The 14953-nt window shown below is 39.3% G+C and carries 11 protein-coding genes; 5 read left to right on the forward strand and 6 right to left on the reverse strand.

The genetic code is table 11. The features are described 5' to 3' along the window. Positions 1 to 14: 14 nt before the first annotated feature. Positions 15 to 812 (reverse strand): Cof-type HAD-IIB family hydrolase, encoded by a 798-nt coding sequence (locus A6E04_RS17140; RefSeq protein WP_065611960.1) that lies wholly within the window; start codon positions 810 to 812, stop codon positions 15 to 17. 123 nt (positions 813 to 935) lie between these two features. Further along, positions 936 to 1904: an alpha/beta fold hydrolase gene (locus tag A6E04_RS17145; protein WP_017020942.1), complete on the reverse strand. Its 969-nt coding sequence runs from the start codon at positions 1902 to 1904 to the stop codon at positions 936 to 938. Between the two features lie 249 nt (positions 1905 to 2153). Here A6E04_RS17145 and A6E04_RS17150 point away from each other — a divergent pair, with 249 nt between their 5' ends. Next, on the forward strand, positions 2154 to 3374 hold the full coding sequence (locus tag A6E04_RS17150; RefSeq protein ID WP_017020943.1) for an EAL and HDOD domain-containing protein: 1221 nt from the start codon (positions 2154 to 2156) through the stop codon (positions 3372 to 3374). A gap of 58 nt (positions 3375 to 3432) precedes the next feature. Here the strand turns inward: A6E04_RS17150 and A6E04_RS17155 are convergent, their stop codons facing one another. The 4 genes from A6E04_RS17155 to hslR form a co-directional block, all read right to left on the reverse strand. Next, entirely contained in the window at positions 3433 to 5415 is a 1983-nt protein-coding gene (locus A6E04_RS17155; protein ID WP_065611961.1) for an AsmA family protein, read from the reverse strand. Positions 5416 to 5619: 204 nt separating this feature from the next. Then, a complete protein-coding gene (gene pckA, locus A6E04_RS17160; protein ID WP_012551345.1) occupies positions 5620 to 7245 on the reverse strand; it encodes a phosphoenolpyruvate carboxykinase (ATP) in 1626 nt (541 codons plus the stop codon). 343 nt (positions 7246 to 7588) lie between these two features. Continuing rightward, entirely contained in the window at positions 7589 to 8464 is an 876-nt protein-coding gene (hslO, locus tag A6E04_RS17165) for an Hsp33 family molecular chaperone HslO (RefSeq protein ID WP_012551344.1), read from the reverse strand. Between the two features lie 90 nt (positions 8465 to 8554). Continuing rightward, positions 8555 to 8956, reverse strand: coding sequence for a ribosome-associated heat shock protein Hsp15 (hslR, locus tag A6E04_RS17170; RefSeq protein WP_012551343.1), 402 nt, complete (start codon positions 8954 to 8956; stop codon positions 8555 to 8557). 289 nt (positions 8957 to 9245) lie between these two features. Here hslR and gspC point away from each other — a divergent pair, with 289 nt between their 5' ends. From gspC to gspF, 4 genes are read left to right on the forward strand one after another with little or no spacing between them, the layout of a single operon-like run. Next, positions 9246 to 10145, forward strand: a complete 900-nt coding sequence (gene gspC, locus A6E04_RS17175) for a type II secretion system protein GspC (RefSeq protein ID WP_231850859.1) — start codon at positions 9246 to 9248, stop codon at positions 10143 to 10145. A gap of 31 nt (positions 10146 to 10176) precedes the next feature. Further along, positions 10177 to 12216, forward strand: coding sequence for a type II secretion system secretin GspD (gene gspD / locus A6E04_RS17180; RefSeq protein WP_017020946.1), 2040 nt, complete (start codon positions 10177 to 10179; stop codon positions 12214 to 12216). Further along, positions 12216 to 13715, forward strand: coding sequence for a type II secretion system ATPase GspE (gene gspE, locus A6E04_RS17185; protein ID WP_065611962.1), 1500 nt, complete (start codon positions 12216 to 12218; stop codon positions 13713 to 13715). Before gspD ends, gspE begins: the two co-directional genes overlap by 1 nt. Then, positions 13716 to 14933, forward strand: coding sequence for a type II secretion system inner membrane protein GspF (gene gspF / locus A6E04_RS17190; protein ID WP_017020948.1), 1218 nt, complete (start codon positions 13716 to 13718; stop codon positions 14931 to 14933). The last annotated feature ends 20 nt before the right edge of the window (positions 14934 to 14953 follow it).

Genomic DNA, 14953 nt, shown 5'->3' on the forward strand with positions numbered 1-14953 from the left:
AACTACTTAAAATGCTATTTTAACAATAAATTTTCTAAGTAATGAGCAACGGCTTCGTCAGCGCAAGAACCAATGATTTCATTATTTGGTAAGGCTTTTTTTACTTTTTCATGCGATGTTCCCATCACAATCCCTTTGCCTGCCATGCTCAACATTTCGTAGTCATTCATGCCATCACCAAAGGCGATGCAGTTTTCGAGTGTTTTACCTAATAATTTAGCAACGGCATCGAGTGCTGCACCTTTAGATACTTCTGATGCCATCACTTCTAAGCACCAAGGTGTCGAGAATGCGACCATCAATTGGTCACCAAATTTTTCTTTTAATTGGTTTTCATATTGAACTAAATATTCGTGTTCAGGCATGGTGACAAATATTTTAGCAATATTTTCAAGTGGTGGATTTTCTACATCAAATAAGGTGTAAGTGAAGCCATTGTCATGAAATTCTTTTAATTCTTCGTCTTCTTTATTTAAAAACCATTGGTCATCTGAGTAGATATGTATAGACAACAGGTCATCATTTTTTAAAAGATCGATCACTTGAGGAATTAATGTTTGAGGAACATTTTTACTGTAAATCAGTTGGTCATTTTCATCATGCACACGAGCACCGTTTGAGGTGATCATATAAGCCGGAATACCCACTTCATTACGTAGATTACCAACATCAATGTGATGGCGGCCAGTCGCAAAAATAAAAGTGAGTTCTTGTTGATGAAGTTTATTGAGTGTTTTTTTCGTGAAGTCAGCAAGTTTGTGTTCTGGAGTAAGCAGTGTGCCGTCAAGATCAGACGCAACGATAGTAATCATAAAGCCTCATGGTGAAAATTGGAGTTCAAAGTTAACTGAGGCCAGTTTACGTCACTTTGTAATGAAAAAAGAGGGTAAAGATAGCAATTATGATCTTTCCCCTTTTAGTCTGCCGCGGAGGCATTATTTTTTTGAATGAGCCTCAAAGAAAGCGAATGTTTCCTGTAAGGCTTGATTTCTGCAGGCATCAGATTCAAATAATAATTCATGCTTTGCCTCTTTAATCGTGATGAGCTGGCAATTAGGGGCTTTTTTCTGAAATTTGAGGTGTGACTTGTTATCTACAATTTTATCTTTTTCACCCTGCATTAATAAGGTTGGTATTGTGCAGGCCGGTGCTTGAGCAATACACAGTTTTGCTCCTTTAATACCTTGATTAACCCAGTGATTACTTGGGCCACCAATTTGCAGTTCCGGGAAGGTTTGATATAAATCTCTAAACCATTGGTAACGAATTTCACTGGTGGTTAGTGGATTATCTAAAAACGGTTTTGCTTGATAAGGGGATTGACCTAACGCATAAGAAGGCAAGGCAGACCATTGACTTAAATAATGACTAACAGGGCTTGCGATAGGCTTTAACCACGGTTTCATGTAAATACCGTGCATTGGTGCGCTTAATACAAGGGCTGAGTATGGGTGAGAAAAACATTGAACGTATTGCGTTGCAATAGCGCCTCCCATTGAGTGACCAAGAAGGTAGCAGTCTTCATAATTCTCGGGTGTAATCAATGATTGAGTCATGGTGTTGAGATCAAGAATGTAATCATTAAAATCTTCAATGTGGCCAATGTCGATATTGTCTGTTAAACGATCGGATAAGCCTTGCCCACGATGATCAAATGAATAAATGTCATAACCTTGGCAAAATAAATCATAAAAGAGTTCTTGGTATTTATACACACTCTCAATACGACCATTAACCACCATGATCGCTTTCTTATGACTTGGACTTGTGAAACTTACCCAGTGTAGTTGAGTGGTTTTTTCACCTTGTAGAAATCCATGTTGACGCTTCTCCCAAAATGGAGCTACGTTGTATTTCATGGTATCAAGGTATTGTGGTTCTTGAGTAAGTTCAGGTGCTGTCATAAAGGTCACTATTTTAAAATAACTACATCAATGAGGTATTATAAGGATAATTAAGAAAGGAATATCATATTTTAGTAAGTTCTTGTGTGGTTCTTAATCAAACTCATGTTTTTAGGCGACACATTATACTATGATGTGACGTTTCCAATAGGACTAGGTTTCTTTTAGGTTTTTATCAAGTTTTTTGGTATTCTGCCGTTATAAATACTTAATCTTATTTTGTTTCTCACAGGATACCGCTTTCAAATTATGTATGCATACGTTGCTCGACAACCGATACTTAATCGAAAAAAACAAACGATAGGGTATGAACTCCTTTTTCGTGATGGTGAAAGCAACGCTTTTCCTGATGATATAGAAGCGAATCAAGCGACTTGCCGATTGTTGGTCGAGAACTTTATGTCGGTCGGCTGTAATCCTGCTTTAGAATCTCCTCGTAGTTTTATCAATTTCCCGCAAGAATCATTGATTTCTCTTATACCTACGTCATTTCCGAAACGAAAAATTGTAGTAGAAGTACTAGAGACGTGCATTCCTAATGATGAATTATTCAGTGCGATTAAACATTTACACCGCATGGGCTATATCATTGCATTAGATGATTTTAGTTTAGATGCGGTGTGGGATCGTTTTTTACCTTATGCACATATCGTGAAATTAGACATCATGCAATTAGGTATCAATGTTGCTTGTGACTATGTGAAGAAAAAGAAACGAGAAGGCTGTAAACGTCATTATTTAGCGGAGCGTGTTGAAACAAACGAAGAGTTTCAGCAAGCATTTGATGCCGGTTTTTATTTCTATCAAGGGTATTTCTTTAGTAAACCTGAAATCATAAAAAATCGAGTGGTTAAACCTGAAGAAGTATTAACGATGCAATTGTTTCAAGAAGTGTGTCGTGATGACGTTAATTTCAATCGTATTGAGCAGCTTATTGCTCAAGATGTGTCGTTGTCTTATCAGTTATTAAAATTCGTCAATACGTCAGCCGTTCGTTTAGAAAAACCGATTTCGTCTTTTAAACAAGCGTTAGTGTATTTGGGTGAAGAACAAATCAAAATGTTTGTCACTTTAGTCGCGACAGCCCACGCGGCGATCAATAAGCCCAAAGAATTGTATAAACAATCGCTGATTAAAGGGCGTTTTTGTGAATTAATGATTTGTAAGTGCCAGAATGGGACGCCGGGACAACAGGCGTTTATTGTGGGATTGTTTTCGTTATTAGACGCGTTGTTGGATCGTAATTTTGATGAATTACTGGTTCAATTGTCTTTATCTGAAGATATTGAGCAAGCATTATTAACACAATCAGGTCTGCTTGGTTCTATGTTAAAGCTGTATGAAAATGTAGATAAAGGAGATTGGACTCATATTGATCAAGTCAGTCGCTCTTTGGGTTTCTCTGCAAAAACGGTTGAAAAAACTTACGAAGAAGCTGAAAAATGGTATCAAGACATCCTTTCTAAATGATCAAAAAGCTCTATTTCTTGAAAGGAATAGAGCTTAATATTGATGGCCTACCGCATTATCACTGACAATAATTGATTAAATCGACTTTATCAGAAAAGAGTCGCTGTACTATTTGATGGCATTCTTGTGTTAGTGAGATGACCGTTTCTGCCTTTTCTGGGTTCACTAAATCATACTCCCCTTCTACATTATAATTAAATCCGTCACCGGTAATCATTATTGGATTAATTGAAATTCGGCCCCTGTTTGCCGAAATATGAATTGGCTCAATATTGATTGGGTAGATGGTTTTTTTATCCATTGTATGTTCTTTCTTGCGTTGTGTTTGAGCACTAACGTCTTTTTCTGATTGGCTTTCGTCTGGAATGAGCCCGAGTTTTAGTTGCCACAAATCTTTGGCCGTTTCTGTTGTTGTCGTTTCTCTTGGAATAACGTTTAAATCGCCATCAAAGCTGTAATTAAAACTGTCTTTATTTACCGCTAATCCATTACCTGAAAAAGTAAATTCAGCCATTCCTTCTAAAGGTATTGGGTTGGGAAGCCATTTCGCTAAATCCGAGAGAGGGATACCATCACCATAAGCCTCAAGTTGCCATGGCTGACTGTCTTGTTTGAGGTTAATACTGCCATTTAGTCCAATTAACCCTTCTGTTAATGGGAATAGAGCGCGCTCTATTGTCCACAGTCCATTATTCGTGTTTGTTTCGATCAATAGTTGTTGAGTGAGCAAATAATTTAAGCTGGCATTTGAAGCACTTATTGATAATTTCCCGTCCCATAAAGCCCATTGATAATAACGAAGTAAATCCAGATCATGACCTTCTACGTTTAAACCAGACAACTGGAATGGATGAGCCGTTTCAAGTTGAATAATCTGAGAATTATTAATGTCTAAGTTGGCGATTTTCACTTGTTCTAATTGAGTGAGATAGTTGCTGATTGAATCGAGTTCTTGAGGACTGATTAACCATTTTATTTGGTTTAAAGTGAGAGACGATAAATTGATCGTGGTAGGAGAAAGCAGTCCTGAAAGTTGAATGTTGCCATTAAAAACATCCAGTGAAAGATTGGAAATAGTCGCTTTTTTATTTGTTAGCGTTAACTCTATGATTGGCTTATTAATAATGGTGTCTTTCCATACCAAGCTATCGGCACTAAAGGAAATATTCGCGTCATTTTGCTGCCAAATCTTATAAGGAAGAAGAATGTTTTCAGCAGAAAGACTGAGATCATTGACAGAGAATTGAGGTAATTCAATATTCACATCGAGTAGATCGATTCGTTCGAATTGATACGTGAAACCTTGTTCTGAAAGCCATTGTAGAGGCTTTCCAATAATGTCGGCATTATCCGATTCTAAATTAAATTTACGCAGTGTAAATTGAGGAATAACCCATAACTTATTTTCTTTTAATTCGGCTTGAGCTGTAATGGTGCTATTGCGCCAAGTTAATGAAATCCCCTGTAATGCCGTATAGTTTTCAGTGTAATAACCATCAATTAAGACGTCATCTAGGGCTTCACCTTGCCAGTAAAGTTGTTGAGTAGATAATTGAAACTCCCCTTTAAAAGGCAGTCCTTTTTCATTATGCACATCATAGTTACTTAATTGGATTTGTGCTTCACGTACGACCAATCCATCCTCTGCAAAATCTAAATTAGAAATACTGAGCTGAGAGATTGAAAACCAATTGAGTTTTTTAGTATTAGGCAGTCCGTTTTGTAGGCTAATGCCATCAATTTTCACACTATCAAAAGCGAGTTTATTATTTTGAATTGGATGCTTAGAAAGCCATAAATCAATTTGTTGAATGGGTAGCTCTGGCTCTGAATGAATCACGACATCAGAGATGGTGAGGTGCAGAGGATCGTGAATAGAATAGGAGATCCCACCAAAGGAGAGCGTTTGATGAGTCAACTTTTCAACGACTGGATTCAATAATGGCTGTGCGTAAGGCGTATGTAAAAGAGATAAGAATGCCGCCACAAGTAATAAACAAAGAGTGAGCAGCCAACCGAGGCTTTTCAACGTGGTGTACATTGATTAACTCCAATAAGAAAAATAGATGAACAGAAAGAGTGGAGTAAAAAACAGGTTCAATCAAGTTATTGTCGTTGTTTACTCAAGAGTAATCACGATTTCGAGGAAAATAGAATCAAGCTTTATTGTTATTGGCCTATTTATGGGTAAAAAAAGCCCTTCGAATGAAGGGCTTAAATAAAAACGATTTACATGTAAGGCGGATTAATCCAGCTGAGGACCTGCTTTTACAAGCGCTTTCCCTTCGTCATTATCTGTGTATTGAGCAAAGTTTTTGATGAAGCGTTGTGCTAAATCTTCCGCTTTACTGTCCCATTGTAGTGGGTCTGTATATGTATCACGAGGGTCAAGAATTGAGGTATCAACACCTGGTAGTGATGTCGGTACTTCAAGGTTAAAGACTGGAATGTTTTTCGTTTCTACATTATCAATAGAACCATCTAAAATTGCATCGATGATACCACGCGTATCTTGAATTGAGATACGTTTGCCTGTACCGTTCCAACCTGTGTTTACGATGTAAGCTTCTGCACCAGCCGCTTCCATACGTTTCACCAATACTTCTGCGTATTGTGTTGGGTGTAGTGTTAAGAACGCAGCACCAAAAGCAGCAGAGAATGTTGGTGTTGGTTCTGTAATGCCACGTTCAGTACCGGCTAATTTAGCGGTAAAACCGGATAAGAAATGATATTTCGTTTGTTCTGGCGTTAATTTAGCAACAGGAGGTAGAACACCAAATGCATCAGCGGTTAAGAAAATAACCTTGTTTGCATGACCTGCTTTTGAAATCGGTTTAACGATATTATCAATGTGATAGATAGGGTAAGAAACACGGGTGTTTTCTGTTTTAGAACCGTCATCAAAATCAATCGAACCATCATTGCGAACGGTTACGTTTTCTAATAGTGCATCACGACGAATGGCATTAAAAATATCCGGTTCAGCTTCTTTAGATAAACGAATGGTTTTCGCGTAACAGCCACCTTCAAAGTTAAAGATACCATCATCATCCCAACCGTGTTCATCATCCCCAATTAACTGACGTTTTGGATCCGTTGATAGGGTTGTTTTACCTGTACCTGATAAGCCGAAGAATACAGCAACATCGCCTTCTTTACCTACGTTAGCTGAACAGTGCATAGACGCAATGCCTTTTAACGGAAGTAAGTAATTCATCATTGCGAACATGCCTTTTTTCATCTCACCGCCGTACCAAGTACCACCGATGATTTGAACACGCTCTGTTAAGTTGAAGGCAACAAAGTTTTCAGAGTTTAACCCTTGTGCTTCGTAATTTGGATTGGTTGCTTTTGCGCCATTCATGACGACAAAATCAGGTTCAAAACTTTCTAATTCTTCGTCCGTTGGGCGAATAAACATATTTTTCACAAAGTGAGCCTGCCATGCGACTTCCGTGATAACTCGAACACTAAGGCGAGTATCAGGGTTTGCACCACAGAAGCCATCAATAACAAACAAACGTTTGCCTGATAGTTGTTCTGTAACAAGGGCTTTTAAATCATCCCAGACTGCAGGGGTAATGGCTTTGTTGTCATTTTTACCTTGATCAGACCACCACAAGGTATCTTTGGTTGTTTCATCTTTTACGATGTATTTATCTTTTGGCGAACGACCGGTAAAAATACCAGTATCTACCGCAACAGAGCCAAGTTCTGTCATTACACCACGTTCATAACCTTCTAAGTCAGGACGCGTTTCTTCTTCAAAAAGTACGTCATAGCTAGGGTTACGAAGAACTTCCGTCACGTTGCTTAAGCCGTGTTGAGAAAGATCAAGTTGTGCAGCCTTTTTGTGTTCCATTACAGTCATAGGTGCTCCTTAAAGGAATTTTGTAGGGATTTTAATATTCTAATTATTTTAATATTGTTTACTGCTACCCATGCTACCAACGCGGTAAATTGAAAACAGGGAGTCATATCATGAAATAACCACAAAGTGGTACGGGTTATTTAATCACCATCACAAAATAGCAATATGTCTATTCTACTCTTAATGAAATCGATTGCGCTAGATGCAATTGATTATTATTTAATCAAAATTAAGTGTGGATAAGTGGGATCAAAAATGTGCTTTGCATCAAAAAAAACCATAAAAAAAGCCAACCTAATGGCTGGCTTTAAAACAAAATAAAGAACTTATTCTGTATGAAGAATTAATGAACCGTGTCATTACCTTTCGTGGCTTCTTCAAAAAGATGAGCAACATCAATGCTGTCAAAGTCGTAACTGGTACCACAGTAATCACAATGAAGAGACACTTTGCCTTCAGTTGCAATAATGTCATCCACTTCTGAACGTTCAATCGTAATGATGGCGCCGCCACTGCGTTCACGAGAGCACCCACAGAAAAATTCAACGTTTTGAGGTTCAAACAACTGAACTTTATCTTGGTTATACAAACGGTAAAGTACATCTTCCGCTTCTAAGCTGAAGAGTTCTTCGTTTTTAACGGTATCCGTTAGTTGCTCTAAATGCTCAAAATCATCCGAAGAGCCAGTCCCATCAGGCATGACTTGAAGTAGCATACCCGCAGCGTGTGGTTTGCCTTCAAATTCCCCAAGACGTAACCATAAACGAGTTTTTAATTGTTCAGAACGCTCAAAGTATCCTTCAAAACATTCGGCTAAATCTTTCCCTTCAAGAGCAACGACACCTTGGTAACGTTCGCCGTCTTTAGGTGAGATAGTAATAACTAAATAACCTTTACCCATTAGTTGGTGTAATGTCGCGTCGTCAGCAATTTCGCCTTCAAAGCGAGCAACGCCACGAACTTTTTGATCGTTATCACCGTTAATAACCACAAGAGAGACAGGGCCATTACCTTGAAGTTGAAGCGTAATCGATCCTTCAAATTTCAACGTGGCGGTTAATAATGTGGTTGCAACTAATAGCTCACCCAATAAGTTTTGTACTGGCTTTGGGTATTCCTTGCTAGAAATAATTTGTTGGTAAGCATCATCTAATTGAACTAATTCACCACGAACGGATAAATCTTCAAACAGGTAACGATGCAATGTGTTATTTGCCATGAAATACTCCAGCAATTGTATTAGAGGTTACAGTTATCGCTATTATAGCCGCTATAACCTTGAGAAAAGGTAAATAAAGAAGAAAGTCAGTTATTGTTGCTTAAACTTCATGATATCACGTCGTTGTTTTTTATCTGGACGTTTATCAGGATGCGGGCTCCCAAGGGAGTTTAATTTGCGTAATTTCGCATTTTCTTCACGACGCTCAATACTGCTTTGTGTTTCTTTGTAAAGAGTTTGTGCAACGGGAGCACCACGGCGTTGATCGGAGATGATCTCGACGATCACGGTGATCTCTTCATTATTCCCTTGGCGAAGCTTTACTTCCGCACCAAGATCGATAATTTTACTTGGTTTTGCACGCTGGCCATTATAATGAACTTTACCGCCATCAACCATATTGCGTGCCACTGAGCGTGTTTTGTAAAAACGAGCTGCCCAGAGCCATTTATCAAGTCTTACACCTTCAATAGTGTTGGATTTTGAACTCATGATGGATACCTATGTCTTATCTCAGCTAACTAAGATGGTGGCTGTAAATTATTTTTCAATCTTTTGGCACGAATTAATCAAAATTCATAACCAATTAGAGTCATTAATGAGAAATGATGCTCTAATATGAAAAGTATTCCTTATATTTACGTGATATGGCTTTAAGTATCTTAATAAAAAGGTAATGCCTACAGTAATTGTGGCTCTTTATTTTATAATTATAAAATGCATCAAATAATTAAAGAAGATCATTTAAGAAAAGGATAATCAAAAGCAGATGGTAACAAATATGAAAATCGATAAATTCCCTCAATATTGGTTAATCTATCAATCGACTATTTCAAAAGGATTAACGGTTATCTTAGTTGCCTGGTTTGCATGGATTTGTGGATCATTATTTTGGGCAATGTTGTCACCGCAGACGTCGGTTTCAAAATGGTCTCCTTCAACGGTTGCAGCGCATTCTTCAAAGCCGAAAACATCGACAGACTCATTATCTGAATTGCTTAATAGCCAAGTCTTTGGGCGTTATAGCGAAGAAGCTAAAAAGTCAGAACAACCTAAGATTACTGAAGTCAAAGATGCGCCTAAAACGCAGTTAAATTTGACGCTAGCAGGCATTGTGGCGAGCAGTAACCCTAAATTTAGTCTTGCTGTTATTGCTAATCGCGGACAGCAAAATACCTATGGAATTGAAGAAACCATTGATGGTACACGAGCAACGGTAAAGGCGATTAGCCCTGATCGTATCATTATTTCAAATAATGGTCGTGATGAAACGCTAATGCTTGAAGGACTTGAGTACACCAAAATCTCGACAGAAAAAAATCACACCGGTAGCTCAGGCACTGTGATCGGGAATAACCGTCAAAATTCAAATCAAGATGAATTAGAACAAATTCGTAAGGAAATGGCTCAAAACCCACAATCAGTGCTGAAGTACATTCGTCTTTCTCAAGTGAGTAATGATGGAAAAATTGAAGGGTATCGAGTGAATCCAGGTAAAGACAGAAAACTGTTTGATTCTGTTGGTTTAAAGCCTGGAGACATTGCAACCAGTTTAAATGGGATTGATTTAACGGATCCCGCGGCAATGAGTTCATTGTGGAAAAACATGTCAGAAATGACGGAATTAAATTTAACGGTTCAGCGTGATGGACAGTTACATGACATCTTTATCGGTCTATAAAAACTGGTAATTAATGAATTAAGGGTATGTTGTGAAAAAGTGGATGGGCAAGGGAGCCTTATTACTGGCGAGTAGCATGGTGTGGACATCAGCTATCGCCAATGACTTTAGTGCCAGTTTTAAAGGGACGGATATTCAAGAGTTCATCAACATTGTTGGTCGAAATTTGGAAAAAACCATTATTGTTGACCCTTCAGTACGCGGAAAAGTGGATGTTCGTAGCTACGATTTATTGAATGAAGAACAATATTATCAATTCTTTTTAAGTGTCCTTGAAGTCTATGGCTACGCGGTCGTTGAAATGGATTCTGGTATTTTAAAAGTCATTAAAGATAAAGATGCGAAAACGTCGGCAGTTCCTGTTCTGGGAGCAAAAGATAACATAACGGGTGATGCGGTAATTACTCGTGTTATTGCGGTTCGTAATGTCTCTGTACGAGAGCTTTCACCTTTATTACGTCAGCTGAATGATAATGCGGGCGCGGGTAATGTGGTTCATTACGATCCGGCGAACATTATTATGATCACAGGTCGTGCGGCGGTGGTTAATCGCCTTGCTGAGATTATTGAACGAGTCGATCAGGCGGGTGATAAAGAAGTTGAAGTGGTTGAGCTTAAAAATGCATCGGCGGCCGAGATGGTTCGTATTGTTGATGCTTTGAATAAAACAACGGAAGCAAAAAACACTCCGGCTTTCTTACAACCAAAATTGGTTGCCGATGAGCGAACTAACTCAGTATTAATTTCTGGGGATCCTAAAGTTCGCCAACGATTGAAAAAATTAATTAAGCAACTTGATGTAGAAATGGCAACGAAAGGCAATAACCAAGTGGTTTACTTACGCTATGCCAAAGCAGAAGATTTAGTTGATGTGCTTAAAGGGGTTTCTGACAATCTAGAAGCCGGTAAAGGAAGTGGCAAGCAATCGGGTTCAAGTAATCGTGGTAATGTCATGATTTCAGCTCATGCGGATACTAATGCGATCGTTATCACTGCACCGCCAGATATTATGCGTGCAGTGAAAGATGTGATTGCTCAATTAGATATCCGTCGTGCTCAAGTATTAATTGAAGCGCTGATAGTCGAAATGGCGGAAGGTGATGGCGTTAATCTTGGTGTGCAATGGGGTAATTTAGAAACCGGCGCAATGATTCAATACAGTAATACGGGAGCCTCAATTGGCGGCACCATGGTGGGCTTAGAAGAAGCTAAAGACAGCACCACGACAACTGCTGTTTATGATAGCGATGGTAAGTTTTTAAGAAATGAAACCACAACAGAAGAGGGTGATTATACGGCACTTGCTTCTGCGCTTGGTGGCGTTCAAGGTGCGGCGGTTAGTATTATGATGGGGGATTGGACTGCGTTGATAACGGCGGTATCGACTGATTCGAATTCAAATATTCTGTCATCACCAAGTATTACGGTCATGGATAATGGTGAAGCGTCATTTATTGTCGGTGAAGAAGTTCCTGTATTAACAGGGTCTACTTCTGGTTCAAATAACGAGAACCCATTCCAAACCGTTGAACGTAAAGAAGTCGGTATTAAGCTAAAAGTGGTCCCTCAAATCAATGAAGGGAACTCGGTTCGTTTGGATATTGAACAAGAAGTGTCTAATGTATTGGGTGCGAATGGGGCGGTTGATGTTCGCTTTGCTAAGCGCCAGTTAAGTACGTCGGTCATGGTAGAAGATGGCAAAATGTTAGTACTGGGTGGTTTGATTGATGAACGAGCGATGGAAAGTGAATCAAAAGTGCCATTCCTTGGTGATATTCCGATTTTAGGCTATTTATTCAAATCAACCAGCACTCAAGTTGAAAAGAAAAATTTAATGATATTCATTAAACCAACCATTATTCGTGATGGCATGACATCGGATGGTATTACTCAGCGTAAATACAATTATATTCGTGCAGAGCAACTATACAATGCACAGAAAGGCTTGAAGTTAATGGATGATACGAATATTCCGGTGTTACCAACATTTGATGAGGGCATAAAACACCCCGCTGAAATTCAAGCGTTCTTTGAACAGTTTGATGATGAACATAAGGGTAAGGAAAAATAATGGCGGACATGCTGTTTCCTCATTCTGTCGCGGTACTGCGTTTGCCTTTTTCATTTGCGAAAAGGCACTCAGTGGTTATTGAACTCAGACCTGAAGGTTGGGTGTTGTTTTATGTAACAACACCGTCACCGATGGTGTTGTGTGAAATTCGACGTGTATGTAAATCAGAATTTTCATTAAGCCAATTAGAAAAAGAAGAGTTCGACACGAAAGTGACTCAGGTATACCAACGTAATTCATCAGAAGCACAGCAATTGATGGAAGACATTGGGGCTGATAATGATGATTTCTTTTCGTTGGCTGAAGAACTGCCAGACAATGACGATTTATTAGAATCAGAAGATGATGCGCCCATTATTAAATTGATTAACGCCATGTTAGGTGAAGCAATCAAAGAAGGGGCGTCGGATATTCACATTGAAACGTTCGAAAAAGTATTGTCGATTCGTTTTCGTGTCGATGGTATTTTGCGTGATGTCATTAGTCCTAGCCGTAAATTAGCGCCGTTATTAGTCTCTCGTGTGAAAGTGATGTCCAAGTTGGATATCGCCGAAAAACGTATCCCTCAAGATGGTCGTATTTCATTGCGTATCGGTGGCCGAGCCGTCGATGTGCGTGTGTCTACCATGCCATCGTCTCATGGTGAGCGTGTGGTAATGCGTTTATTGGATAAGAATGCCACTCGCCTTGATTTACACAGCTTAGGTATGACTGCGGATAATCATCAAAAATTCCAACATATCATTAAACGACCTCATGGCATTATTCTTGTGACGGGTCCAACCGGATCTGGTAAATCGACGACGTTATATGCAGGGTTAGGTGAATTAGACAGCACTCAATCAAACATATTAACGGTTGAAGACCCGATTGAATTTGATATTGATGGCATTGGTCAGACGCAAGTAAACCCAAAGGTTGATATGACGTTTGCTCGTGGTTTACGTGCGATTCTTCGTCAAGATCCTGATGTGGTTATGATCGGTGAAATTCGAGATTTAGAAACCGCAGAAATTGCTGTTCAAGCGTCGTTAACGGGTCACTTAGTGATGTCTACATTGCACACTAACACCGCTGTTGGTGCGATTACTCGTCTTCGAGATATGGGTATTGAGCCTTTTCTTATCTCATCGTCTTTGCTTGGCGTTCTTGCTCAGCGCTTGGTTCGAACTCTATGTAAAGAGTGCAAGGCGCCTTATCAAGCGGATGATGGACAAAAGAAATTATTCTCTTTATTACCAGCGGATGACTTAGTGCTTTATAAGCCGAATGGTTGTGAGCATTGTAATGGTAAAGGGTATCGTGGGCGTACTGGTATTCATGAATTGCTTATTGTTAATGAGAAAGTTCAGGAACTGATTCATAAAGAAGCCGGCGAGCAAGAGATCGAAAAAGAAGTACGTAAAAATACTCGCGGTATTCAACAAGATGGTTTATTGAAAGTACAAAAAGGCATTACGACATTAGAAGAGGTGATGCGAGTCACTCGGGAAGGATAAATGGCAGCCTTTGAATACAAAGCCCTCGAAAAAAATGGCAAACAGAAAAAAGGCGTAATGGAGGGCGATAATGCTCGCCAAGTTCGCCAGCGTTTAAAAGAGCAAGGGTTAATCCCTGTTGAAGTCATTGAAACAAAATCAAAACAGCAAAAAGCCGCTTCTCAAGGGTTGAGTTTTAAGCGCGGCATCAGTGTGAATGACCTGTCGTTAATTACTCGTCAACTGGCGACGTTAGTTCAGGCGGGTATGCCATTAGAGGAGTGTTTAAAAGCCGTTGCTGAGCAAGGTGAAAAACCGCATATTCGCAGTATGATGATGGGCGTAAGATCAAAAGTAATTGAAGGTTATCCATTAGCTGAAAGCTTTGGTGGATACCCTCATGTGTTTGATGATTTATTTTGTTCAATGGTGGCTGCGGGTGAAAAATCGGGCCACTTAGATACCGTATTAAATCGCTTAGCGGATTACGCTGAAAATCGTCAAAAAATGCGCAGTAAATTACAACAAGCGATGATTTATCCGATCATGCTAACGTTAATTGCTGTGGCTGTTATCTCATTCTTATTAGCGACCGTTGTGCCTAAAATTGTCGACCAATTTGTGCAAATGGGGCAAGGGCTTCCTGCCGTCACAGAGATACTTATCGCGGCCAGTAATTTTGTTGTTCACTGGGGTGTTGTTGTGGTGGTTGTCATTGTTGCGATTATTTTTGGGATCAAATGGCTATTAACGAAGCCTCATTTACGTTTGGCGTGGGATAAAAAGATCTTACGATTGCCTGTGGTTGGTAAGGTGGTTCGTGGTCTAAATACCTCTCGTTTTGCTCGTACTCTGTCTATTTGTACTTCCAGTGCGATCCCTTTATTAGATGGGATGAAAGTTGCGGCAGACGTAATGAGTAATAAATACTTTAAACAGCAAGTGCTTGAAGCTGCAGATAATGTACGTGAAGGGGCAAGTTTGCGTATTTCTTTAGAGCAAACCAAATTGTTCCCCCCAATGATGTTACATATGATAGCCAGTGGTGAGCAAAGTGGAGAGTTAGAGCAAATGCTAACGCGTTCTGCGGATAACCAAGACCGAGATTTTGAATCTTTAGTGAATATGGCTTTAGGTATTTTTGAGCCATTATTAATTGTCTTTATGGCCGGTATTGTACTTTTCATTGTTGTTGCGACACTTATGCCAATAATCGAATTAAACAATTTAGTTGGATAGTGAATAGACACTATCCTTAT

It is taken from the genome of Aliivibrio logei, assembly GCF_001691055.1.
In the GTDB taxonomy this organism is placed as follows: Bacteria; Pseudomonadota; Gammaproteobacteria; order Enterobacterales; family Vibrionaceae; genus Aliivibrio; species Aliivibrio salmonicida.